Annotated in this window: 19 protein-coding genes; 16 read left to right on the forward strand and 3 right to left on the reverse strand. The window is 70.4% G+C overall.

Translation table 11 applies throughout. From position 1 onward, the window contains the following. Nucleotides 1–22 precede the first annotated feature (22 nt). Nucleotides 23–1,462: a trimethylamine methyltransferase family protein gene (locus ISU07_RS03280; protein WP_194705283.1), complete on the forward strand. Its 1,440-nt coding sequence runs from the start codon at nt 23–25 to the stop codon at nt 1,460–1,462. A gap of 230 nt (nt 1,463–1,692) precedes the next feature. Continuing rightward, complete coding sequence (locus tag ISU07_RS03285; RefSeq protein WP_194705284.1) at nt 1,693–2,712, forward strand: type IV toxin-antitoxin system AbiEi family antitoxin domain-containing protein; 1,020 nt, start codon at nt 1,693–1,695, stop codon at nt 2,710–2,712. 111 nt (nt 2,713–2,823) lie between these two features. On the opposite strand, the gene purU is transcribed toward ISU07_RS03285, so the two are convergent. After that, a complete protein-coding gene (purU, locus tag ISU07_RS03290) occupies nt 2,824–3,744 on the reverse strand; it encodes a formyltetrahydrofolate deformylase (protein ID WP_194705285.1) in 921 nt (306 codons plus the stop codon). 87 nt (nt 3,745–3,831) lie between these two features. Here purU and ISU07_RS03295 point away from each other — a divergent pair, with 87 nt between their 5' ends. The 9 genes from ISU07_RS03295 (at nt 3,832) to ISU07_RS03335 (ending at nt 16,796) form a co-directional block, all read left to right on the forward strand. Next, nucleotides 3,832–4,689, forward strand: a complete 858-nt coding sequence (locus ISU07_RS03295) for an IclR family transcriptional regulator (RefSeq protein WP_194705286.1) — start codon at nt 3,832–3,834, stop codon at nt 4,687–4,689. Between the two features lie 169 nt (nt 4,690–4,858). After that, the gene (locus ISU07_RS03300; protein WP_194705287.1) at nt 4,859–6,349 is read left to right on the forward strand and encodes an aldehyde dehydrogenase family protein; all 1,491 of its coding nucleotides are present in this window, start codon (nt 4,859–4,861) and stop codon (nt 6,347–6,349) included. Next, the gene (betA, locus tag ISU07_RS03305) at nt 6,346–8,055 is read left to right on the forward strand and encodes a choline dehydrogenase (RefSeq protein ID WP_194705288.1); all 1,710 of its coding nucleotides are present in this window, start codon (nt 6,346–6,348) and stop codon (nt 8,053–8,055) included. The genes ISU07_RS03300 and betA overlap by 4 nt, the downstream gene beginning before the upstream one ends. Then, complete coding sequence (locus ISU07_RS03310; protein ID WP_194705289.1) at nt 8,052–9,128, forward strand: quaternary amine ABC transporter ATP-binding protein; 1,077 nt, start codon at nt 8,052–8,054, stop codon at nt 9,126–9,128. The genes betA and ISU07_RS03310 overlap by 4 nt, the downstream gene beginning before the upstream one ends. After that, the gene (locus ISU07_RS03315) at nt 9,125–11,269 is read left to right on the forward strand and encodes an ABC transporter permease (protein ID WP_194705290.1); all 2,145 of its coding nucleotides are present in this window, start codon (nt 9,125–9,127) and stop codon (nt 11,267–11,269) included. Before ISU07_RS03310 ends, ISU07_RS03315 begins: the two co-directional genes overlap by 4 nt. A gap of 133 nt (nt 11,270–11,402) precedes the next feature. After that, nucleotides 11,403–12,323, forward strand: coding sequence for an ABC transporter substrate-binding protein (locus ISU07_RS03320; protein ID WP_228521092.1), 921 nt, complete (start codon nt 11,403–11,405; stop codon nt 12,321–12,323). Between the two features lie 176 nt (nt 12,324–12,499). Then, nucleotides 12,500–15,022 carry a GcvT family protein gene (locus ISU07_RS03325; protein ID WP_194705292.1) on the forward strand — a complete coding sequence of 841 codons (2,523 nt, stop codon included), beginning with the start codon at nt 12,500–12,502 and terminating at the stop codon, nt 15,020–15,022. Continuing rightward, nucleotides 15,022–15,813, forward strand: a complete 792-nt coding sequence (locus ISU07_RS03330; RefSeq protein ID WP_194705293.1) for an electron transfer flavoprotein subunit beta/FixA family protein — start codon at nt 15,022–15,024, stop codon at nt 15,811–15,813. Before ISU07_RS03325 ends, ISU07_RS03330 begins: the two co-directional genes overlap by 1 nt. Continuing rightward, nucleotides 15,810–16,796, forward strand: coding sequence for an electron transfer flavoprotein subunit alpha/FixB family protein (locus tag ISU07_RS03335; protein WP_194705294.1), 987 nt, complete (start codon nt 15,810–15,812; stop codon nt 16,794–16,796). The genes ISU07_RS03330 and ISU07_RS03335 overlap by 4 nt, the downstream gene beginning before the upstream one ends. 16 nt (nt 16,797–16,812) lie before the next feature. Here ISU07_RS03335 and ISU07_RS03340 read toward each other — a convergent pair whose 3' ends face one another. Then, the gene (locus tag ISU07_RS03340) at nt 16,813–18,564 is read right to left on the reverse strand and encodes a glycoside hydrolase family 13 protein (protein ID WP_323742405.1); all 1,752 of its coding nucleotides are present in this window, start codon (nt 18,562–18,564) and stop codon (nt 16,813–16,815) included. Nucleotides 18,565–18,607: 43 nt separating this feature from the next. Here ISU07_RS03340 and ISU07_RS03345 point away from each other — a divergent pair, with 43 nt between their 5' ends. Continuing rightward, on the forward strand, nt 18,608–18,937 hold the full coding sequence (locus ISU07_RS03345) for a MazG nucleotide pyrophosphohydrolase domain-containing protein (protein WP_194705296.1): 330 nt from the start codon (nt 18,608–18,610) through the stop codon (nt 18,935–18,937). Nucleotides 18,938–19,029: 92 nt separating this feature from the next. After that, nucleotides 19,030–20,136 (forward strand): protein-glutamine glutaminase family protein, encoded by a 1,107-nt coding sequence (locus ISU07_RS03350; protein ID WP_194705297.1) that lies wholly within the window; start codon nt 19,030–19,032, stop codon nt 20,134–20,136. A gap of 7 nt (nt 20,137–20,143) precedes the next feature. Here the strand turns inward: ISU07_RS03350 and ISU07_RS03355 are convergent, their stop codons facing one another. Then, a complete protein-coding gene (locus ISU07_RS03355; protein ID WP_323742406.1) occupies nt 20,144–21,718 on the reverse strand; it encodes a diacylglycerol kinase family protein in 1,575 nt (524 codons plus the stop codon). Nucleotides 21,719–21,811: 93 nt separating this feature from the next. On the opposite strand from ISU07_RS03355, the gene serS reads away from it, so the two are divergent. Genes serS through ISU07_RS03370 form a run of 3 tightly spaced genes read left to right on the forward strand, consistent with a single transcriptional unit; the run spans nt 21,812 to nt 24,713 of the window. Next, on the forward strand, nt 21,812–23,080 hold the full coding sequence (gene serS, locus ISU07_RS03360; RefSeq protein WP_194705299.1) for a serine--tRNA ligase: 1,269 nt from the start codon (nt 21,812–21,814) through the stop codon (nt 23,078–23,080). Continuing rightward, entirely contained in the window at nt 23,077–23,925 is an 849-nt protein-coding gene (locus ISU07_RS03365; protein ID WP_194705300.1) for an HAD family hydrolase, read from the forward strand. Before serS ends, ISU07_RS03365 begins: the two co-directional genes overlap by 4 nt. Beyond that, the gene (locus tag ISU07_RS03370; RefSeq protein ID WP_323742407.1) at nt 23,922–24,713 is read left to right on the forward strand and encodes an HAD family hydrolase; all 792 of its coding nucleotides are present in this window, start codon (nt 23,922–23,924) and stop codon (nt 24,711–24,713) included. Before ISU07_RS03365 ends, ISU07_RS03370 begins: the two co-directional genes overlap by 4 nt. Nucleotides 24,714–24,723 lie beyond the last annotated feature (10 nt).

The following is a 24,723-nucleotide window of genomic DNA, read 5'->3' on the forward strand; positions in this document are numbered from 1 at the left end:
ATGAGGTTAGACAGGAGGGACGATGTTCCGCAACCGGATGCCCCGATACGAGGTGCTCTCCGAGGACGCGATGGCGACGCTCGACAAGGGCTGGCGCCGGCTGATGAGCGAGATCGGCGTGGAGTTCATGGACGACCGCGCCCTCGACCTGTTCCGGAAGGCGGGGCAGAGGGTCGAGGACAAGACGGTCTTCCTGGACCCGGACTTCGTCCTGGAGCAGGTCGCGAAGGCGCCGAGCGAGTTCGACCTCCAGGCCCGCAACCCGGCCAACAGCGTGCACATCGGCGGGGACGCGATGGCGTTCGGGGCGGTGTACGGGCCGCCGTTCGTCCGCGAGGGCGCCGTACGCCGTGACGGCACCATGGCGGACTTCCAGAACTTCGCCCGGCTGGCGCAGTCCTTCGCCGCGTTGGACTCCGCCGGCGGCGTGGTCACCGAGCCGAACGACACCCCGCTCGACAGCCGGCACCTCGACATGGTCTACGCGCTGCAGACGCTGACCGACAAGGTCTACATGGGCAACGTCGTGTCCGGGGTGAACGCCGCGGACACCATCGCGATGACCGAGATCCTGTTCGGCTCGCGCGAGGCGATCGAGGAGACGCCGGCGATCATCTCGCTGATCAACTGCAACTCCCCGCTGCGCTGGGACGACCGGATGCTCGAGGCCCAGTTCGAGTACACCGCCGCCGCCCAGCCGGTCGTGCTGACGCCGTTCATCCTGATGGGCGCGATGTCACCGGTGACGATCCCGGCCGCACTGGTCCAGCAGATCACCGAGGCGCTGTCCGGCATCGCGCTGTCCCAGCTGATCCGCCCGGGCGCCCCGGTGGTGTTCGGGTCGTTCCTGTCCAACATCGACATGCAGTCGGGCTCGCCGACGTTCGGTACGCCGGAGTCCGGCATCGGCCTGCTCTGCACCGGCCAGATCGCCCGGCACTTCAACCTGCCCTTCCGCACCGGTGGTGGGCTCACGTCCTCGCAGGTGCCCGACGCCCAGGCAGGGTACGAAGCGCTGATGACCCTCATGCCGACGTTCCTCGCCGGCGCCAACTGGGTCATGCACTCCGCCGGCTGGCTCGAGGGCGGCCTGGTGGCGGGCTTCGAGAAGTTCATCATCGACGTCGAGCTGGTGCAGATGCTCCAGCACGAGTTCACCCCGCTGGAGATCGACGAGGACTCGATGGCCTTCGGCGCCCACGAGGAGGTCGGCCACGGCGGCCACTTCCTCGGCGCCGCCCACACCATGGAGCGCTTCCGCACCTGCTTCTACCGCCCGATGCTCTCCTCCTCGGAGAACTACGAGCGCTGGATGCGCAACGGCGCCAAGGACACCGCCGCCCGCGCCGGCGAGATCTACAAGAAGAAGCTCGAAGAGTACGAGCCGCCGCCCATCGACGAGGCCGTCCGCGAGGAGCTCGAGGCGTACGTGACGCGGCGCCGCAAGGAGCTCGGCGACTGAGGTGTGGTTCCGGGTCTGCGCCGGAGAACTTGTAACGCGGTGTTAGGTGCACTTCCCACGCGCTAGAACGCGTGGGAAGACGGCCTAACACCGCGTTACAAGCAGGTCAGCGTCCGGCGGGGCGCGTCCCGAGCCCGGCCAGCATCCACATCCCCGCCTTCCGGATGCCTCGTCCACAGGGGCCGGCTCAGGAGCGTCGACCCGGTGAGGTGGGCGCGGAACCTCGGGGCATGCACGTCCATCTCGGCGAACCTGACATCCAGCGCACTCTCGACCGCCAGTGGGGGCTCATCTCCCGAGCACAGTTCCTGGACACGGGACGCACGCGCGAGCACCTGAATCGACTGCTGCGCACCGGCCAGCTGGTCACGGTGAGACGGGGCGTCTACATGCCCCGCGAGGTGTGGATCGCCCTCGACCCGTACGTCGGCCGGCAACGTGCGCGCGCCCATGCGGCCCACCTGCAGATGCGGAGGGCGCACGTGCTGAGCCACGACTCGGCGGCCCACGAGCTTCGCATCGCGATGCTCGCGCCCCAGGTGGAGCTCGTCCACGTGACCCGGCGCGGCGTGCGGGGTGGCCGCGTCGAGCACGGCGTCAAGCACCACCTCGCGCCGTACCGCGAGGACCAGGTCGTGCTCGTCGACGGCATCCCGGTCCTCGGGCCCGCGCGCACGGCCCTCGACATCGCACGTGAGCACGGACTCGTCGCGGGCGTGGTGACGATCGACTCCGCGCGTCAGCTCGGCGTCAGCGCGGCGGAGCTCTGGGCGGCGTGCGCGCCGATGGTCTGCTGGCCCGAGGTCACCGTGGTCAGAGCCGCCATCGACCTGTCGGACCCCGGCGCCGAGAGCGTCGGTGAGACCCTCGGCCGCCTCCTGCTCGGGGAGATCGGCCTCGGGCCGGTGCAGACCCAGTTCGAGCTGCGCGACGAGACCGGCTGGGCGCGCTGCGACATGCGGGTGGGGCGCCACCTGATCGAGTTCGACGGCGAGAAGAAGTACCAACGCCGTGACTCCGGCGGACTTGCCGTCGTCGACCCGGACCAGGTCGTCTGGCAGGAGAAGCAACGGCAGGACTGGGTGACCGGCTTCCGTCTGGGCATGTCACGGCTCGTCTGGGCCGACTTCTGGGGCCGCCGTCGCGAGCTGGCCAAGGAGCGCGTTGCGCGCGAGTACGCCGCCACCTGCGCGGCGTACGGCACCGACATCTCCGACCTCGCGCCGTACATCGTGGCGAGGAGCGCCTGAGCGCGATCGCGCCATGTAACGCGGTGTTAGGTGCACTTCCCACGCGTTACACCACGTGGGAAGACGGTCTAACACCGCGTTACAAGCGATCCGGCCCGCCGAGTCCGGAGGTCAGCGGAAGACGACGGTCCGGTCGTGGTTGAGCAGGACGCGGGTCTGGGAGTGCCAGCGAACGGCGCGCGAGAGCACCTGGGCCTCGACGTCCTGGCCGGCGTTGACGAGCTGGTCGGCGGTGTAGGTGTGGTCGACCCGCGTGACGTCCTGCTCGATGATCGGGCCCTCGTCGAGGTCGGGCGTCACGTAGTGGGCCGTCGCGCCCACCAGCTTCACGCCGCGGTCGAAGGCCTGGTGGTAGGGCTTGGCGCCCTTGAAGCTCGGCAGGAACGAGTGGTGGATGTTGATCACCCGGCCGTCCAGGCGGCGGCAGACCTCGTCGGACAGGATCTGCATGTACCTGGCCAGCACGACCAGGTGGATCCCGAGGTCGTCGATCAGCTGCAGCAACGCGGCCTCCGCCGACGCCTTGGTGTCCGGCGTGACCGGCAGGTGGTGGAACTCGATGCCGTGGGACTTCACCAGCGGCTCGGCGTCGAGGTGGTTGGACACCACGGCCGGCACGGCGATGTTCAGGCCACCGGTGCTGTAGCGGAACAGCAGGTCGTTGAGGCAGTGCTGCTGCTTGGAGACCAGGATGAGCGTCCGGTACGGCGCGGAGGCCGACCACAGCTCGTAGGTCATCTCGAACTCCGACGCGGTCGTCGCGAAGTCGGCGCGCAGGGCCTCGGCCGTCGTCGAGGCGGCGACCCGGAAGTCGATGCGCATGAAGAACTTGCCGTGCTGCGGGTCCCCGAACTGCTGGCTCTCACGGATGTCGCCGCCATGGCGCATCAGGAACCCGGTGACCGCGTGCACGATGCCCGCACGGTCGGGGCACGACAGCGTGAGCACGTAGTCGCCGACGGGGCCGCCGGCCTCCTCGGACCGCCCGTCGCTGCGAACATCGGTGGACAGGTCGGGGCGCTGGTCCGACATCCTGGGGACTCCTCCTCACCCGACGCCCGTTGCGTCGGCCGAAACGCAGTGTGCGATATGCAACACCTTCTGCGCTAGGGTGCGCCCATGGCGACGGACGCCGCGGCCATCTCGGCCGAACTCTCAGCCGGCCTCTCAGCGGGTGTCTCGACGCCCGGGAGCGAGGCGACGAACGGCGACAGCCAGTCCGGCGGCCTCGTCCAGTCCGTCGATCGTGCGCTCTCCATCCTGGAGGTCCTCGCCCGCGACGGCGAGGCCGGGGTCACCGAGATCGCGGCCGACCTGGGCGTGCACAAGTCGACGGCGTTCCGGCTGCTGGCCACGCTCGAGGCCCACCGGCTGGTCGAGCAGGACGGCGAGCGCGGGCGGTACCGCCTCGGCGTCGGCAACCTGCGCCTGGCCGGCGCCACCACGGCACGCCTCGACCTGGTCCAGGAGGCGCGCCCGGTCTGCCGCCAGCTCGCCTCCGAGACCGGCGAGACCGTCAACATCACCGTCCGTGCCGAGACCTCCGCGCTGTACCTCGACCAGGTCGCCGGCTCCTCGGCCCTCCAGTCGCACAACTGGGTCGGCCAGCACATCCCGCTGCACGCCACCAGCAACGGCAAGGTCCTGCTCAGCGAGCTCGAGGACGCCCAGCTGAAGAAGGCGGTCCGCGAGCTCCCGCGCTACACCGACCAGACCGTCACCACGATGAGCAAGCTGGTCGCCGAGCTGGCGCACGTGCGGGAGCAGGGGTACGCCCTGGCCGTCGACGAGCTGGAGACCGGCCTGACCGCCGTCGCGGCGCCGATCCGCAACGCCCACGGCGACGTCATCGCCTCCATCAGCGTGTCCGGCCCCAGCTTCCGCCTCACCGCCGACCGGCTGGACCGGGCCATCCCCCTGCTCCTCGCGGCGGCACTCGAGGTCTCCCACCGCCTCGGCTGGGGCCAGCGGGAGTAACACGAACGTGACCCAACGTTGACCGCTCCGGACCCCTGAGAGCCTTGACGTGTGGCCCAGGTCACCTATTCTGCGGACTACGACTAGTTGCGGAGCAAGCAATACGTTGCAGATAGCGCAACAAACAACGCCGGCTCCGGGACGGTTCTGAGAGGGCGGGAGAGGGCGCGTGCCGGATCTCTACGTGGACGGAGCATGGGTGGGCGCGCGCGCGGGCGGCACCCGCACCATCCACTGCCCGGCCGACGGCACCGAGGTCGCCGTCGTCGACGAGGCGGGGCGCGAGGACACCGAGGCGGCCATCGCCGCGGCGTACGCCGCCTTCCACGACGGCCCCTGGCCGCACACGTCCGCCCGTGAGCGCGGTGACCTCCTGCTCCGCGTCGCCGACCTGCTCGAGCGCGACGTCGCCGACGTCGCCCGCGCCGAGTCGATGGACACCGGGAAGCGGCTGGTCGAGGCGGAGTACGACGTCGCGGACGTGGTCTCGGTGTTCCGGTACTACGGCCGTATCGCCTCCGAGGACGCCGGCCGGGTCGTCGACACCGGCAACCCCGACGTGGTCAGCCGGGTCGTGCACGAGCCGATCGGCGTCTGCGGGCTGATCGCCCCCTGGAACTACCCGCTCCTGCAGGCCTCCTGGAAGGTCGCGCCGTGCCTGGCGGCCGGCAACACCTTCGTGCTCAAGCCGAGCGAGCTCACGCCGAGCACGTCGATCCACCTGATGCGCATCCTCGAGGAGGCCGGGCTCCCGAAGGGCGTGGGCAACCTCGTCCTCGGCGCCGGCCCCGACGCCGGGGCGCCGCTGGCCAGCGACCCGCGCGTCGACCTGGTCTCCTTCACCGGCGGCCTGCAGACCGGTCGCGGCATCATGGCCGCCGCCGCGCCGACGGTGAAGCGGGTCGCGCTCGAGCTCGGCGGCAAGAACCCCAACATCGTCTTCGCCGACGCCGACCAGGACGTCGCCCTCGACTACGCCCTGACCGCGGTGTTCCTCCACTCCGGCCAGGTCTGCTCGGCCGGCGCGCGCCTCGTCGTCGAGGAGTCGATCCACGACTCGTTCGTCGACGCGCTCGTCGAGCGGGCGCAGCTGATCCGGCTCGGCGGGCCGTTCGACGAGAAGGCCGAGACCGGCGCCCTCATCAGCGCCGGGCACCGCGACAAGGTGGCGGCGTACGTCGCCGCCGGCCTCGCCGAGGGAGCGGTGCTGCGGTGCGGCGGCAAGGCGCCCGACGACCCGGCGCTGGCCAACGGCTTCTACTACCTGCCGACGGTGCTCGACGGCTGCCGCAGCGACATGACCGTCACCCAGGACGAGTCCTTCGGGCCGGTGCTCACGGTCGAGACCTTCTCCGGCGAGGACGAGGCGGTCGCGATCGCCAACGACAGCCAGTACGGCCTGGCCGGGGCCGTGTGGACCCAGGACGCCGGCAAGGCACAGCGCGTCGCCGCGCGCCTGCGCATGGGCACGGTGTGGATCAACGACTACCACCCGTACGTCCCGCAGGCCGAGTGGGGCGGCTACAAGCAGTCCGGCGTCGGCCGCGAGCTCGGCGAGCACGGCCTGGCGGAGTACCGCGAGACCAAGCACGTCTGGCACAACATCCGGCCCGCGGTCCAGAGCTGGTTCGACGGCTCACCTGAGGGGGGCCGCGCATGAGGGACCGGTACGACGTGGTGATCGTCGGCGGCGGCTCGGCGGGCTGTGCCCTGGCCAACCGGCTCTCCGCCGACCCCGGCACCAGCGTCCTGGTCCTCGAGGCCGGCCGGGCCGACTGGCGGATCGACCCGTTCATCCACATGCCGGCCGCGCTGCCCATCCCGATCGGCAATCGGCTCTACGACTGGAAGTACGAGACCGACCCCGAGCCTGCGATGAACGGCCGCCGCATCTCGCACGCGCGCGGCAAGGTGCTCGGCGGCTCCTCCAGCATCAACGGGATGATCTTCCAGCGCGGCAACCCGCTGGACTACGAGCGCTGGGCCGGTCAGCCGGGCATGAAGGAGTGGAGCTACGCCCACTGCCTGCCGTACTTCAAGCGGATGGAGACCCGGCTCCTCGTCGACGGCTCCGTCGGCGCGGACCAGTGGCGCGGCGGCGACGGACCGCTGGTGCTCGAGCAGGGCCCGGCGACCAACCCGCTGTTCGGCGCGTTCTTCGAGGCCGTGCAGCAGGCGGGGTACCACCTGACCGACGACGTGAACGGCTACCGCCAGGAGGGCTTCGGCCGCTTCGACCGCAACCTGCACCGCGGTCGCCGCCTGTCGGCGGCCCGGGCGTACCTCCACCCGGCCCGGCACCGCAAGAACCTCGACGTCGTCACCGTGGCGCTGGGCACCAAGGTGCGGTTCCAGGGCAAGCGCGCGGTCGGCGTCGAGTACCTGCGAGCCGGCCGCCCGCAGTACGTCGCGGCCGGCGACGTCATCCTCAGCGGCGGCGCCATCAACACCCCTCAGCTGCTTCAGCTCTCCGGCGTCGGCAACGAGGAGCACCTCAAGCAGGTCGGCGTGCCGCTCGTGCACCACCTGCCCGGCGTCGGCGAGAACCTCCAGGACCACCTCGAGGTCTACATCCAGTACGCCTCCAAGCAGCCGGTCTCGATCGCCCCCGGCCTGAAGTGGCACAAGCGACCCGGCATCGGCTACCAGTGGCTGTTCCACCGCAGCGGCCTCGGTGCCACCAACCACTTCGAGGGCGGTGGTTTCGCGCGCAGCAACGAGGACGTCGACTACCCGAACCTGATGTTCCACTTCCTGCCGATCGCCATCCGGTACGACGGCACGTCGCCCACCAAGGGCCACGGCTACCAGGTGCACATCGGGCCGATGTACGCCGACACCCGCGGCCGGATCCGCATCACGTCGCGCGACCCGAAGCAGCATCCGTCGATGGTCTTCAACTACCTGACCACCGCCAACGACCGGCGGGAGTGGGTGGAGGCGGTCCGCGTGGCCCGCGACATCCTCAACCAGCCGGCCTTCGCGCCGTACAACGACGGCGAGCTGTCTCCCGGACCGTCCGTGGAGACCGACGACGAGATCCTCGACTGGGTGCGCGCCGACGCCGAGACGGCGCTGCACCCGTCCTGCACGGCCGCGATGGGCGTGGAGGAGATGTCGGTGGTCGACCCCGCGTCGATGAAGGTGCACGGCCTCGAGGGCCTGCGCGTCGTCGACGCCTCGGTGTTCCCGTTCGTCACGAACGGCAACATCTACGCGCCGACGATGATGGTCGCCGAGAAGGCGGCCGACCTCATCGCCGGCAACACCCCGCTGCCCCCGTCCGACGCGCCGTTCTACCGCTACCGCGACGGCAGCCCGCTCCACCCGCCCGGCGACCACCGCAACGAAAAGAGCACGTCATGACACTCACCGCCGACCAGCCCACGAGCGACACGAGCACGAGTGGTGAGGCCGCCGTCCACGTCAGCGGGCTGTGGAAGATCTTCGGGCCGAAGGCCGACGCCATCATGAAGAGCGACGACGCCCAGCTCTCGCGCAAGGACCTCCAGGAGAAGACCGGTCACGTGGTCGGCATCCGGGACGTCTCCTTCGACGTCGCGCCCGGCGAGGTGTTCGTGGTGATGGGGCTGTCCGGCTCGGGCAAGTCCACCCTCGTCCGGCTGCTCACCCGGCTCATCGAGCCCACGGCGGGCGTGGTGAAGCTGTACGGCGAGGACATCACCGCCATGGGTGACAAGGCGCTGCTCGACACCCGCCGCCGTCGGGTGTCGATGGTCTTCCAGCACTTCGGCCTGCTCCCGCACCGCAAGGTCATCGACAACATCGCGTTCGGCCTCGAGGTCCGCGGCGAGGCCAAGGGCGGCCGCCGCAACCGGGCCCAGGAGATGGTCGACCTGGTGGGCCTGTCGGGCTACGAGAACAACTTCCCCGACCAGCTCTCCGGCGGCATGCAGCAGCGCGTCGGGCTGGCGCGGGCGCTGGCCTCCGACCCCGACATCCTGATGTTCGACGAGCCGTTCTCCGCTCTCGACCCGCTGATCCGCCGCGACATGCAGAACGAGGTCATCCGGCTCCACCACGAGGTCGGCAAGACCATGGTCTTCATCACCCACGACCTGGCCGAGGCGCTCAAGCTGGGCGACCGGATCCTGATCATGAGGGACGGCGAGATCATCCAGATCGGCACGCCCGACGAGGTCGTCGCGGCCCCCGCCGACGAGTACGTCCGCGACTTCGTCAGCGACGTGCCGAAGTCGCACGTGCTGACCCTCAAGTGGGTCATGCGCGCGGAGCAGCCGGGCGAGGTGGACGCGAGCAGCCCGGTGCTGCAGGCCGGCCAGATCGTCCGCGACGCGGCGCGCGTCGTCATCGACCACCACGGACCCTGCCGCGTCGTCGACGGCGACAAGGTCGTCGGCGTCGTCGACGAGGAGGACATCCTGCGCGTCGTGGTGGCGGAGGAAGGCCTCCAGTGAGCACCGCGACCGTCGAGAGCCCCGGGCCGGCCGGTCCCGCTTCCGGGCCGAACCGGGTCGACAAGGAGCAGCAGCCGTACGTCGAGGTGCAGAAGCCTCGCCGCACCGGCATCAAGCTGCTCGTGCTCCTGGCCGTGTGGCTGGTCCTGTACGCCGTCTTCAAGGGCAAGATGACCAAGGCCCTCGGCCTGCAGGACACCAACTCGCTGCACCAGAAGCTCAACGACGCCCGCGACTGGGTCCAGCTCGACGGCAAGGACAACTGGTTCTTCGGCGGGGTGCTGGGGGCCATCGGCGACGCGCTCGACGCGATCGTGAAGTTCTTCCAGGAGCTGATCAGCATCCCGGCGTTCCCGCGTCCGGTGCCCGAGATCGGCTGGCTGGGCGTGGTCGCGGTCCTGGCCTGGATCACCTACGCCGTCGCCGGCCTGCGGTCGACGCTGCTCGTGACCGGCACGTTGCTGTTCTTCGGCGTCACCGACCAGTGGTCCAACAGCATGGACCTGCTCATCATCACCATGCTCAGCGTCGTCATCTGCATCCTGATCGGGCTCCCGATCGGCATCTGGATGGCTCGCAGCAAGGCGGCGTCGGGCGTGATCACCCCCGTGCTCGACGTGATGCAGACCTTCCCGCCCTTCTGCTACCTCGCTCCCCTGGCGCTGTTCTTCGGCATCGGTCCGGCCTGTGCGATGGTGCTGACGATCATCTACGCGCTGCCGCCGGTCGTGCGGATCACCGAGCACGGCATCCGGTCGGTCTCCCCGACGACCATCGAGGCGGCCCGGTCGCTCGGCCTCACCCGGCAGCAGATGCTGCGCCAGGTGCAGCTGCCCATGGCCAAGCGCACGATCGTCGTCGGCATCAACCAGTGCACGATGGCGGCGCTCTCGATGGCGACCATCGCGGCCCTGGTCAACGGTCCCGGCCTCGGCAAGGTGGTCGTGTCGGCGCTGCAGACGCTCAACGTCGGTGTGGCGTCGGTGTCCGCCCTGTGCATCGTGCTGATGGCGATCATGCTCGACCGCACGACGACCGCCGCCAGCGAGCGGGGCCAGGGTCGCAGCAACGTCGGGTCGGCGAGCGGCATGGGCGTGATGCTGACCGGCGTCGTGCTGGAGCGGCTGCCCCGGTGGGCGACCGAGGATGCCGGGCGTGGCCAGAGGCTCCCCCGCGTGACGGCCGCCGGCCGAGGCTTCCTGCTGGCGCTGTTGTTCGTCCCTGCGGTGGTCCTGGTCCTCCTCTCCCGCCAGCAGCTCAACCTCGCGACCTTCCCCGACGTCAGCGAGACGCCGGTGCTGAAGTGGATCAGCGGGCCGCAGCTGGCCAAGGGGATCAACAACTTCACCGACTGGCTGGTCAGCGGCGTCGACACCTACACGATCTGGATCAAGGACCACATCACGATGTGGTTCATCGACCCGTTGCAGAGCCTGCTGTCGGACTCTCCCTGGTGGCTGATGGCCCTGGTGCTGCTGGCGCTGGCCTATGTGCTCGGCGGGTGGCAGCCCGCGGCGTACACCCTGGCCTGCGAGGTCATCATCTACTTCACGGGCGTCTGGAACGACACCATGGTCACCTTGTCGATGACACTGATCGCGACGGTGATGACGATGCTCGTGGCGGTCGTGCTCGGCGTGGCGATGGGCCGCGGCCGCAAGGCGGACCTGATCATCCGTCCGTTCCTGGACGCGTTCCAGGTCATCCCGCCGTTCGTCTACCTGGTGCCCGCGCTGGCGCTGTTCGGGGCCGGCCGCTTCACCGCCATCGTCGCGGCGATGGCCTACTCCGTGCCGATCGCGACCAAGCTCGTCGCCGACGGCATCCGCGGGGTCTCGCCCACCACCGTGGAGGCCGTGCGCTCCACCGGCAGCACGCGCTGGCAGATGATCTCCAAGGTCCAGCTGCCCATGGCCCGCGAATCGCTGGTGCTGGCCACCAACCAGGGCCTCCTCTACGTGCTGTCGATGGTCGTCATCGGCGGCATGGTCGGTGGCGGCAGCCTCGGGTACATCGTCGTCTCCGGCTTCTCGCAGGACCAGCTGTTCGGCAAGGGCCTCGCGGCCGGCGTCGCCATCGCGGCGCTCGGCGTGATGCTCGACCGGATCGCGAGGTACGCGGCGGCGCGGTACGGCCGCTGACAGCACGACCCAGAGCACCACACAGGCTTCCTCCGCGGCGGTCGCGGAGGTCGGAGAAGGGAAACAGACACCCATGGCACGACGACCACGCCGTACCCAATCCGTCGTACTCGCCGCGGTCTCGGTCCTGGGCATGAGCCTGGGCCTCGCCGCGTGCGGTGGCGGCGACATCTCGGACACCACCACGGCCGGCGGGGACGGGGGAGCGTCCTGCGGCGACCTGCGCATCGCGGTCAACCCGTGGACCGGCTACGTCTCCAACGCCCACGTGATCGGGCAGGTGGCCAAGGAGAAGCTGGGCTGCAACGTCACCTACCCCGACGTCAAGGAAGAGGTCGGCTGGCAGGGCATGGCCGACGGCTCCATCGACACCATCGTCGAGAACTGGGGCCACCCGGACCTGGTCAAGAAGTACATCGACGACGCCGGCACCGTGGAGGACGCCGGCCTGACCGGCAACGACGGAATCATCGGCTGGTACGTCCCGCCGTGGATGGCGGAGAAGTACCCCGACATCACCAACTGGGAGAACCTCAACAAGTACGCCGACCTCTTCAAGACGTCGGAGTCCGGTGGCAAGGGCCAGCTGCTCGACGGCGACCCGTCCTACGTCACCAACGACGAGGCCCTGGTCAAGAACCTGAAGCTCAACTACCAGGTGGTGGTCGGCGGTAGCGAGGCGGCGCTCATCCAGAGCTTCCGCTCGGCGGAGGAGAACAAGACCCCGCTGCTGGCCTACTTCTACGAGCCGCAGTGGTTCTTCGACGAGCTGGCGCTGGTGCACGTGGACCTGCCGAAGTACACCGAGGGCTGCGACGCCGACCCGGCGAAGGTGGCCTGCGACTACCCGCCGTACGCCCTGAACAAGCTGATCTCGACCAAGTTCGCCGACTCCGGCTCGCCGGCGGTGGACCTGATCAAGAACTTCACGTGGACCAACGAGGACCAGAACCTCGTGTCGAAGTACATCGCCGAGGACGGCATGGACCCCGACGACGCGGCCCAGAAGTGGATCGACGACAACCCCGACAAGGTCGACGCCTGGCTGAGCTAGCCGGTCGCTGGCAACCCTGAGGGGGATGCGGCGGCCCGCCCGGTCGGCCTTCGGCTTGACCGGCGCGGGCCGTCGCGTCACACTTTCACCTTGTTCCCTATCGCGCACAGTAGTGCGCGATACGCAACACATGCAGGACCACAGCAAGCACCACCCGGCCGCAACAAGGAGTTCCCGTGGCAGACGTCCCCGCATCCGCCAAGTGCGTCGTGATCGGCGCCGGCATCGTCGGCAACAGCCTGGTCCACCACCTGGCCAAGCTCGGCTGGACCGACATCGTGCAGATCGACCAGGGGCCGCTGCCCAACCCGGGCGGCTCCACCGGCCACGCGTCGAACTTCATCTTCCTGACCGACCACTCGCGCGAGATCACCGACCTGACGCTCGACTCCGTCGTGCAGTACAAGGAGCTCGGCGTCTTCACCGAGTGCGGCGGCTTCGAGGTCGCGCGGACCGAGGAGCGGATGGAGGAGCTGCGCCGACGGATGTCGTCGGCCAAGGCCTGGGGCATCGAGGCCGAGCTCGTCTCGCCGGAGTTCGTGAAGGAGAAGGTCCCCTTCATCGAGGAGGACCAGATCATCGGGGCGTTCTGGCAGCCCGGCGTCGGCGTGGTCGACTCGCTGCGCGCCGGCACGATCATGCGCGACGGCGCGGTCGCCGCGGGTGCGCTGACGACCGTGCCGAACGTCGAGGTGCTCGGCCTGGACGTCGAGGACGCCCCAGGTGGGCCCAGAATCCGCAAGGTTCGGACAGATAGAGGTGACATCGAGGCGGAGTACGTCGTCATCGCCTGCGGCGTGTGGAGCCCGAAGATCGGCGACATGGCCGGCGTGAGCATCCCGCTGACCCCCGCCGTGCACCAGATGATCTCGGTCGGCCCCTGCCCGCAGCTGGCCGGCGGCACCGGTGAGATCAACTTCCCGATCGTCCGCGACATGGACACCTTCTGCTACGAGCGCCAGCACGGGGCCGACATGGAGGTCGGCTCCTACGCCCACCGCGCGATCCTGATGGAGCCCGAGGACATCCCGACCATCGAGCAGTCCAAGCTCTCCCCGACCGAGCTCCCCTTCACCGAGGAGGACTTCGACCCGCAGCTGGAGCAGGCCTTCGAGCTGATGCCGGAGCTGCTCGGCGCCGAGGGCGCGGAGATCCGCTACGCCATCAACGGCCTGCTGTCGCTGACCTCCGACGGCTCGCCGATCCTGGGCGAGTCGCACGTGAAGGGCCTGTGGACCGCCGCGGCGGTCTGGATCAAGGAGGGTCCGGGCGTCGGTCGCGCGGTCGCCGAGTGGATGACCCACGGCTACTCCGAGATCGACGTCGCGCACAGCGACATCGCGCGGTTCCACCCGCACATGCTGCGTCGCGAGCACACCCGCCTGCGCACCACCGAGTCGTTCATCAAGACCTACGGCATCGTGCACCCGTCCGAGCAGTACGAGTCGGACCGGCCGCAGCGCAAGTCGCCGATGTACGACCAGCAGGAGAAGCTCGGCGCCGTCTTCTTCGAGACCGCCGGTTGGGAGCGCCCGTTCTGGTACGAGTCGAACGCCGGCCTCGTCGACAAGTACGGCGACGCCGTGATGCCGCGCGAGCACGAGTGGGACTCGCGCTGGTGGAGCCCGATCATCAACGCCGAGCACCTGGCCATGCGCGAGAACGCCGGCGTCATCGACCTGTCGGCGTTCCAGATCCTCGACATCGAGGGCCCGGGCGCGCTCGACACCGTGCAGCGCACCTGCGTCGCGCAGTGCGACGTCGCGGTCGGCAAGGTCATCTACACCCCGGTGCTCGACGCCAAGGGCGGGTTCCTGTCCGACCTGACCGTGATGCGGCTCGGTGACGACCACTTCCGGGTGGTCACCGGCGGCGCGCACGGCATGGCCGACCGCCACACCTTCACCTCGCAGCTGCCCGAGGACGGCCGGACGACTCTCACCGACCGCACCGACGAGATCTCCACGATCGGCCTGTGGGGCCCGAAGGCCCGCGACATCCTCTCCTCGCTGACGTCCGACGACGTCAGCGGCGAGGGCTTCGGCATGCTGTCGTGCCGCGAGATCAGCGTGAACGGGATCACGGTCCTGGCCTCGCGCATCTCCTACGTCGGCGAGCTCGGCTGGGAGCTGTACGTCGCCATGGGCGACGCCGCGGCCCTGTGGGACGCGCTGCTGTCCGCGGGCTCCGACCAGGGCGCCGTACCGGTGGGCATCGGCGTCTACGGCACGACCGGCCGTATCGAGAAGGGGTACCGCGCGTACGGCGCCGAGCTCGACGCCGAGCGCAGCATCGTCGAGGCCGGCATGCAGCGCCCGAAGGTCAAGGCGGCCGACTTCGTCGGGCGCGAGGCGTACCTCGCCCAGCGCGAGGCGGAGCCGAAGACGATCCTCTGCACGATGACGGTCGACGACCACACGTCGAAGTCGGGCCAGAAGCGCTACATGCTCGGAGGCGAGCCGATCCTGACCCGCGACGGAGGCACGCTGACCGACGGCCACGGACACCACCCGTACGTCACCAGCGCCGGCTCCGCGCCGTCGCTGGGCAAGCACGTGCTGCTGGCCTACCTGCCGGTCGACCAGGCCACGATCGGCAACGAGCTGGCCGTGTCGTACATGGAGGAGCTCTACCCGGTGACCGTCGGCTCGGTCGACGCGACGTCGCTCTTCGACCCCGCGAACGAGCGGATGCGCTGATGGCTGCTGCCAACGTGCTGGTCTGCGTGAAGCGGGTGCCGGACAGCACCGAGGAGGTCGTGCTCAGCGAGGACGCCCAGTCGGTCGACGGACGCGCCTCGGGCTTCACCATGAGCGCGCACGAGGAGTGCGCGGTCGAGCTCGCCGTGCAGCTGGCGGCCGGCGGTGGCGAGGCCGCGGTGATGACCCTGGGTGACGCCGACGCGGTCGAGCAGCTGCGCAACGCGCTGGCGGTCGGGTGTACGGCGGCCACGCACGTGGTCGCGCCCGAGTCCTACCGCTTCGGACCGGTCGACGTCTCCCGGGAGATCGCGGCTGTCGTCCGCGCGCACGAGGAGGAGGGCCGCACCCACGACCTGCTGCTCCTCGGCAACGACGCGGCCGACAGCGGCGACTTCCAAGTCGGCATCCGGCTCGCGTACGAGCTGGGCCGCCCGGTGGTCAACGGCGCCAACACCCTGACGCTGGAGGACGGCGACGACGGCCCGGTCGTGGTCGCGGTCGGCGAGGGGCCGGACGGCCAGGAGACCTACCGCGTCCCGCTGCCCGCCGTGGTGACGATCCGCGAGGGCGGCGTCGAGCCGCGGTACCCGTCGGTGCCCGGCCGCCTCAAGGCCAAGAAGGTCGCCATCGAGGAGCGTCAGCCCCTCTCGGAGCCGACCGGCCCCGGCCGGGTGCGCCTGGTGCTGCCGCCGCCGACCCCGAGCGCCGTCCAGATCCTGGGCGAGGGGCCGGAGGCTGCCCCGGCCGTCGTCGACGTCCTGGAGAAGCTGGGAGTGCTGACGAAATGATCCTCACTCTTGTCGAGACCGACCTCGAGGGCGCCGCGACCGAGGTATCCCTGGAGGCGGTGTCATTCGGGCGCGACCTGTCGGCCGCCGGCAACGGCGTACCCGTGGACGCCGTCGTCATCGGCGACGTGTCCGACGACCTGCGCGCCGAGCTGGCGGCGTACGGCGTCCGCACCATCCACCGCGTCGGCGGCGAGGGCGTCGCGGCGTACTCCGGCGCCGGCTGGGCGTCGGCCATCCAGCAGGTCCGTGAGGCGGCGGGCTCGGTGGTCGTGATGGCCGCCGGCACCGACCGCGGCAACGAGCTGATGGCGCACGTGGCCGCCCGCACGGGTGCGTCGATGGCCGCCAACGTGCTGTCGTTCTCCGGGCTGGCGCCGTTCGTGGTGACGCGCCAGGTCGTCGGCGGCGCGGCGATGGAGGAGATGAAGCTGCACGAGCGGCCCGCGGTCTTCACGATCGCCGGGCACGCCGTGGAGGCGAAGCCCGCCGACGTCAGCGGTGCCGGCGAAGTCGTCGAGCACTCGCCGACGATCGCGCCGGAAGACCTGGTCGCGCGCGTGGTGTCGACGTCCCAGCCGGAGGTCGACGAGTCGGGCGCGCTGACGTCGGCGCGCGTGGTCGTCGGTGCCGGCCGCGGTGTGGGCGGCGCGGACAAGTTCGAGGACGTGCTGGAGCTGACCTCGCTGCTGGACGCCGCGCTCGGCGTCTCGCGCGTGGTGACGAGCGCGGGCTGGCGGCCGCACCACGAGCAGGTCGGGCAGACCGGCAGCCGGATCACGCCGGAGCTCTACATCCCGTGCGGCATCAGCGGTGCGATCCAGCACTGGGCGGGCTGCTCGTCGGCCAAGAACATCCTCGCGATCAACTCCGACGCCGAGGCGCCGATGGTGACGAGGGCGACGTACGCCGTCATCGGCGACCTGCACGAGATCGTGCCGGCCATCAACGCGGAGATCCGCAAGCGAGGTTACGGGGGCTAGGGCCCGGGAGCCCGGGTCACTCGGTGAGGTAGACCCGGGACTCCCACGGCGCCAGCGGGTCGGTCGCGGTCTGAGAGGAACCCGCGACCGACCCGAGGGCGAGCGTCCACGTGCCGGCCTCGTCGATGTCGGCGACGACACCGTCGTCGTCGGACAGGTTCGCGACGACCAGCAGCCGTGCGCCGTCGAGCTCGCGGACGAACGCGTAGACCCGCTCGTCGTCGGGCAGCAGCATCCGGAAGGTGCCGTGGGCGACGACCGGCTGGTCGTGTCGCAGGGCGATGAGCCGCTGGAAGTGGGCGAACACGGAGTCCGGGTCGTCGACCTGGGCCGCCACGTTGATGGTCGCGGCGTCGGGGTGCGGGTCGATCCACGGCGTACCCGTGGTGAAGCCGCCGTTCGCCTCGTCGTTCCACGGCATCGGGACTCGGGCGTTGTCGCGTCCCTTGGCCGAGAGCGCGGCCATCACGGCGGCCGGGTCCTGTCCGGCGGCGACCGCCTCGGAGTACCGGTTGAGCGACTCGACGTCCCGGAGCTGGTCGATGCGCGTGTAGCGGGCGTTGGGGAGGCCGAGCTCGTCGCCCTCGTAGACGTACGGCGTGCCGCGGTGCAGGTGCAGCACCGTCGCCAGCGACTTGGCCGACTGCTCGCGGTGCTCGGGGGCGTCGTTGCCGAAGCGGCTGACGCAGCGCGGCTGGTCGTGGTTGCCGAGGTACAGGGAGTTCCAGCCGACCTCCGCCAGCCCCTCCTGCCAGCGGCCGAGCGAGCGCTTCAGGTCCAGCATCGTCATCGGCACGATGTCCCACTTGCCGCGCGGCCCGGAGTCGAGGTCGACGTGCTCGAACTGGAACACCATGTCGACCTCGCCGCGAGCCGGGTCGGTGTAGAGCCGCGCCTGCTCGACCGGGGTGGCCGGCGTCTCGCCGACGGTCAGCAGGCCCGGCGGGCGGTCGGCGAACACCGCGCGGTGCATCTCCTGCATGAACTCGTGGATACGCGGGCCGTTCACGACCAGCGGCGTGGTGTCGCCGTACTTGGTCGTGTCGACGACGCCGGCGCCGTTCGGGTCGCGCTCGAGGCGGCCGTCGGGGAGCTGTGCTCGACCGTCCGGGCCGTGGACGAGCACCTTGGACAGCAGGCAGATGACGTCCATCCGGAAGCCGTCGACCCCGCGGTCGAGCCACCAGTTCATCATCGCGTAGACGGCCTGGCGGACCTCGGGGTTCTCCCAGTTGAGGTCGGGCTGCTCGGGGGCGAAGAGGTGGAGGTAGTACTGGCCGGTCGTCGCGTCGTACGTCCACGCCGGTCCCGAGAACGCCGAGCCCCAGTTGGTCGGCTCGGCTCCCGGCGTACCGGGCTCGAACCCCTCGCGCGGATCGCGCCACCAGTACCAGTCGCGCTTCGGGTTGTCGGTGCTCGAGCGCGACTCCTGGAACCACGCGTGCGCCGAGCTGGTGTGGTTGACGACGAGGTCCATGACCAGCTTCATGCCGCGGGCGTGCAGCCCGGCGACGAGCTCGTCGAGGTCGTCGAGCGTGCCGAACAGCGGGTCGACGTCCTGGTAGTCGCTGATGTCGTAGCCGTTGTCGGCCATCGGGCTCCGGTACACCGGGCTGAGCCACACCACGTCGACACCGAGCCGCTCGAGGTAGTCGAGCTTGCCGATGATGCCGCGGATGTCCCCGACCCCGTCGCCGTCGGAGTCCGCGAAGCTGCGCGGGTACACCTGGTAGACGACGGCCGACTTCCACCAATCGCGTGCTGTCACGGCGGCAGTCTGTCGGATCCGGCGGGTGGGTGATGATGCGCCCATGGAGCTCAGCGAGATGCAGGCCCTGGCCCGCCGGGTGCGGAGCAAGTACGCCGCGATGGAGACGGCACGGTACGGGCGGGAGTGGACCGACGAGGAGATCATGCTCGGTTTCCTGGGCGACGTCGGCGATCTCGCCAAGCTGGTGCAGGGCAAGGCCGGCGTCCGTCCGCGTGACGACCTCGACGAGGCGCTGGCCCACGAGCTGGCCGACTGCCTGTGGTGCGTGTTCACGCTGGCGGACTCCTACGGCGTCGACCTCGAGGCGGCGTTCACGTCGACGATGGCGGAGCTCGACGGGATCCTCGCGGCCGAGGACACGACCACCTGACGACCCAGGCTCACCGCCGGCCGCGATCGGACGTACGTCCCGGCACCTCGGCGACTCCTACTCATCAGAGGGTCTAGGCAGGGAGGCACGCCATGCGTGACGAGAACGGGATCATCGCCGGTTCGGTGGAGGTGCAGCGCGGCCCCGACGGGGAGAGCGTCGTCGTCCTGGACGGCGAACGGCGGGTCCGGCTCGGGGCCGAGGAGGCCCGCAGCCGGGCGCTGCTGCAGGTGCTCGAGGCGCTCGGAGAACGACGTCATCCGGTGTACGTGGAGGTCGAGCCCGGGACCGACGTCGTGGCTCGGGTCCTCATCCCGCGCATCACCCGGGTCGACCGCATCGAGGAACGCGACCGGGAGCTGGTGCTCCAGCTCGCGGGCTCGCACGCGGTCGTCAGGCTCGGTCTGGACGAGCCGGCCAGCGACGAGGTCGTGGCCGAGGTACGGCGGTCGGCCGAGTCGCGCTCCCTCGTGCTGGTGGTCGAGGACGAGCGACACCGCGTGCTCGACGTCGTTGCCTTCACGCCGGCTCCCGACGGGCCGGAGCTGCCCCCTTTCCCCCACCTCCCGGTCCTCAAGCCTGACTTCCCACGGCCGCCGTTCTGGCGCTGGTGGTGGGGGTGGCTGATCTGGTGGCTCTGGTGGCGGTGGCTGTGTCCGTCGCTGACCCGTGCCCAGGCGGCCTTCGACCAGATGTCGGCCCTGACCTGCGCGCCGATCACCGCGCCGGCGCCCTGCATCACCTTCATGTACCCGGACGACGGCTGCTTCGCGCGGGCTCACGAGATGTGCCGGTTGATGCGGGCCTCGGGCCTGCGTCCCGGGAAGATCTGGAACTACGAGAGCAGCGGTCACGTGCTGCACGTGGACACGCGCAACCACCCGAGCTGCTTCGTCGAGTGGTGGTACCACGTGGCGCCCACGCTCTGCGTGCGCACCGGCCCGTGGTGGTGGCCGTTCCTCACCACGCGGATGGTGATCGACCCGGCGCTCTTCACCGGCCCCGTGACCACGGCCGACTGGAAGGCCATCCAGCAGGACCCGGGATCCACGCTCACCCCGACCGGGTGGGAGCCCTTCTGGCCGGACGGCACGACGGACCCGACGTTCTCGGAGACGAACTACTGGCTCGACTACTTCCGCATGCAGCTGGTGCTGCGCTCGGCCCAGTCCGGCCCACCGCCGTACTCGAACTGCTGAGCGGGTCTCAGCGAGGTACCCGCACCAGCAACCGGCCGTGGACGCAGTGCATGCGCAGCTCGCGGCCGGGGCCGATGGAGTCGCCGTCGAGCTGGCGGGGGGTGTCGGAGGAGGCCCGGATGACGACGGTCTGGCCGGTCAGCCGGCCGATGGTCTCGTCGACGCGGCGCCGCTTGCTGAGCACCCGGGCGACGAGCGGCAGCCAGGACAGGAACCGCTTGGGGAACAGCACGACGACATCGAGCACGCCGTCGTCGATCGAGGCGTCGGGGAGCAGCGGCATGCCGGCCTGGAGGAAGCCGACGTTGCCGACGACGACGGTGCGGGCGCGGTACGTCGTGTACTCGCCGCCGTCGACCGAGATCTCGACCTTCACGACCGGTGACATCAGGGCGCGCACGCCGGAGAGCACGTAGGCGATCCAGCCGACCCTGCGCTTGATGTCCTCGTTGACGCCCTCCATGATCGCGGCGTCGAGGCCCATGCCGGCCATCACCATGAAGTGCGTGTCCGCGAACCCGTCGCCGCTGACCTCGACCATGTCGATCGCCCGGTCCTGGCCGTTGAGCGCGACGTCGATCGCGGACCTCAGGAACAGCGGGATCTCCAGGTTGCGGGCGAGCAGGTTGCCCGTACCTGCCGGCACGATGCCCACGGGGATCCCCGTGCCCGCGAGCTCGGCGCACACCTCGCGCACCGTGCCGTCGCCTCCGCAGACGAGCACCAGGTCGGCGCCGGACACGGCGGCCGCCTCGGCCATGCCCGTCCCCGGGTCCTCGACGGTCGTGTACAGCCAGGTCGGTGTCGACCACCCGGACTCGGCCGCCATCGCGGAGACGATCGAGCGGAACTGCGCGACGTCCTCGACCTTGCTGGGGTTCAGTACGACGGCGAGCTGGCGGTTGCCGGGGATCGCCTCGTGCAGGGGCACGGCCTTCGCCGCGTGGCTGCGTGGCAGCGGGTTGAACAGCGCCAGCCAGAACAGTGCCATCCCGATCGCCAGCAGCGTGCCGCCCAGGACGTCGGTCGGGAAGTGCCGGCCCAGCAGCACGCGGTCCGCCCAGATCAGCAGGACCTCGAGGCCGGCCAGGACGTACACCAGGCGGCGTACCTGCGAACGCCGCACCAGCATCGCCACCAGCACACAGATCACGGCCATCAGTGCGGCGTTCGCGGACGTGTGCCCGGAGGGGAACGAGCGGCTGAGGACGCGGTCCAGGTCGCTCTGCCACTCGGGCCGGTCGCGGCCGACCGCGATCTTGACCCACGTCGTGATGCCCCACGTCGACAGCACGACCAGCGTCGCGTAGACGGCCGCCCGCTGGTGCCCGCGGACCAGCATCAGGACGACCAGGACGCCCGTCGCCACCAGCACCGGCCCGGTGTTGAACCAGACCTCGACGAACCTCAGCACCGACCGCACGGAGTCGTGGTGGTCGGTCCACCGCTCGAGCGACCGGCCCTCGTCGTCGAGCGCACCCAGCGGCGCGCGCTCCGCGGTGACCGCCCACGCCAGGACGCCGAACAGTGCCAGGCACAGCGCCGCCCAGGACAGGGTGATCACGCGAGGGCGGTCGAGCACGCCCGGATCATGCCAGGATCGCGAGGCCGCGACCTCATCCACAGGAGGCATCTCGTTTCCGGCGCCGTACGCCGCGCGGATAGCCTCATCCTCATGATCGACCCCCGTCTCCTCCGCGAGGAACCCGACCGCGTGCGCGCCGCCCAGGCCAAGCGCGGCCTCTCCGACGAGGTGGTCGACCGCGCGATCTCCGCCGACGCGGCCAGGCGTTCGGCGATCGCCGAGTTCGAGCGGCTGCGCGCCGAGCAGAAGACCCTCGGCAAGCAGATCCCGCAGGCGCAGGGGGAGGAGAAGGCCGCGCTGCTCGAGCAGACCAAGGACCTGGCCGCCCGGGTGAAGACCGCGGAGGCCGCCCAGACCGAGGCCGAGGAGGTCTGGCGCGCCACGCTGATGGAGATCCCGAACGTCGCCGCCGACGAGGCACCGGCCGGCGGCGAGGAGGACTACCGCGTCATCGAGACGGTCGGCACCAAGCCGGAGTTCGACTTCGAGCCGCGTGACCACGTCGAGCTCGGCCGGATGCTCGGCGCCATCGACCTCGAGCGCGGCGCCAAGGTCTCCGGCAGCCGCTTCTACTTCCTCACCGGCATCGGGGCCCAGCTCGAGCTCGCGCTCGTCAACATGGCGATGGACCAGGCCCGCAACGCCGGCTTCACCCAGATGATCGCGCCGTCGCTGGTCAAGCCGCGGGCCATGGAGGGCACCGGCTTCCTCGGCCAGGCCGCCGACGACGTCTACCGCATCGAGGGCCAGGACCTCTACCTCGTCGGCACGTCGGAGGTCCCGCTCGCGGCGTACCACTCCGACGAGATCCTCGAGATCGGCTCGCTGCCGCTGCGGTACGCCGCCTTCTCACCCTGCTTCCGCAAGGAGGCCGGCTCCCACGGCAAGGACACCCGCGGCATCTTCCGCGTGCACTGGTTCGACAAGGTCGAGATGTTCGTCTACACGACCGTCGAGGAGTCGTTCGCCGAGCACCTGCGGCTGCTGGAGTGGGAGAAGGAGTTCCTCGGCAAGCTCGAGCTCCACTACCGCGTCATCGACGTGGCGGCCGGCGACCTCGGCACGTCGGCCCAGCGCAAGTTCGACTGCGAGGCCTGGATCGCCTCCCAGGGCCGCTACCGCGAGCTGACGTCGACCTCCAACTGCACCGACTTCCAGACCCGGCGGCTCGACACCCGAGGCCGCGCGGCCGACGGGTCCGTCGGGCCGGTCGCGACCCTCAACGGCACGCTCTGCTCCACCAACCGGCCCATCATCGCGCTGCTGGAGACCCACCAGCAGGCCGACGGTTCGGTCAAGGTCCCGCAGGCGCTGCAGCCCTACCTCGGCGGGCTGGACGTCATCAAGCCACTGACGTGAGCGCCGGCTTGACCACCTGGCGACCACGGCTGATCGCCCTCGACATCGACGGGACGCTGCTGTCCTGGATCGAGGGCCAGGGCACCACCTACGAGGAGGTGCCCGCTGCCGTCCGCGACGCCGTACGCCGTGCCCACGACGCCGGTGCGCACGTCGTGCTCGCCAGTGGTCGCTCGCCGCACGGCATGGTCGCCGTCGCCGACCTGCTCGACCTGCCGGGGATGGACCCCGGTGACGACGGGGACCCGCTGTGGGTCGTGGCGTCCAACGGCGCGGTCGTCTTCCGGTACCCGCCCCTCGAGGTCGTCCACGAGGAGACGTTCGACGCGCGTCCGGCCGTCGAGGCGATCCTGCGCGAGCACCCCAGCGTCCTGGTGGCCGTCGAGGAGCGCGGCGTCGGGTACCGCGTCAACCGGCCCTTCCCCGTCGGCGAGCTGTCCGGCGACATGGTGATCACCGAGGTCGCCGACCTGGTCGCGGACCGGGTCAGCCGCGTGATCATCCGTGACCCGGAGTCGACCGCCGAGGACTTCCTCGACCTCGCCCGCCGGCTCGGCCTGCACGGCACCGACTACGTCGTCGGGTGGACCGCCTGGCTGGACCTCGCGCCCGTCGGCGTCAGCAAGGCGTCCGGGCTCGCCCACGTCGCCGCCGAGCTCGGCATCGACGCGGCCGATGTGCTGGCGATCGGCGACGGCCGCAACGACATCGAGATGCTGCGCTGGGCCGGCCGCGGCGTGGCCATGGGCCAGGCCGTGGAGGAGGTCCGTGAGGCCGCCGACGCCGTCACCGCCAGTGTGTACGACGACGGCGCGGCCCTCGAGATCTCCCGCTGGTACCCGTGACGCCCAAGCTCGTCGCCACCGACCTCGACGGCACGCTCGTACGCTCCGACGGCACCGTCTCGGCGTACACGCAGGGCGTGCTCGCGGCGCTCGACGAGCAGGACGTGCCGGTCGTGTTCGTGACCGGCCGGCCGCTGCGGTGGGCCGAGGACGTCTTCGACCACGTCGGCCGGCACGGCCTGGCCGTCGTCTCCAACGGCGCGCTCGTCTGGGACGTCGAGAAGCGGGAGCCCGTGCTGACGCGCACGATCGCGCCGGCCGTCGGCGTGGAGGTGTGCGAGCGGATCCGCGCCGCCGTACCGGGCAGCGCGTTCGCCGTCGAGACGCTGGAGGGGATCGCCCTCGAGACCGACTTCCACGAGCGCCACCCCGTCCCGGAGGGCAGCCGGCGCGGCGCGATCGCCGAGCTCTTCGTCGAGCCGGCTCTGAAGCTGCTCGCGCGGCACGAGGAGCTGGGGTACCAGGAGTTCTGGGACCGCGCGGCCGCCGCGACCGGCGACCGGGCGGTGATCACCTGGTCCTCGACCTCCTCGCTGCTGGAGATCAGCGCCGCCGGCGTCACCAAGGCGACCACGCTCGCGGTGCTGGCCGAGCAGCTCGGGATCAACCCCGAGGAGGTCGTCGCGTTCGGGGACATGCCGAACGACATCGACATGCTCACCTGGGCCGGCACGTCGTACGCCATGACCGACGCCCATCCCACCGTCCGCGCGGCCGCCGACCGCATCGCGCCCTCGAACGACGAGGACGGCGTGGCGAGCGTCCTCTCGGAGATTTTCGGCCTGTGATGCAATGAGG

The sequence above is a fragment of the Nocardioides islandensis genome, from assembly GCF_015352455.1.
Lineage (GTDB): Bacteria > Actinomycetota > Actinomycetes > Propionibacteriales > Nocardioidaceae > Nocardioides > Nocardioides islandensis.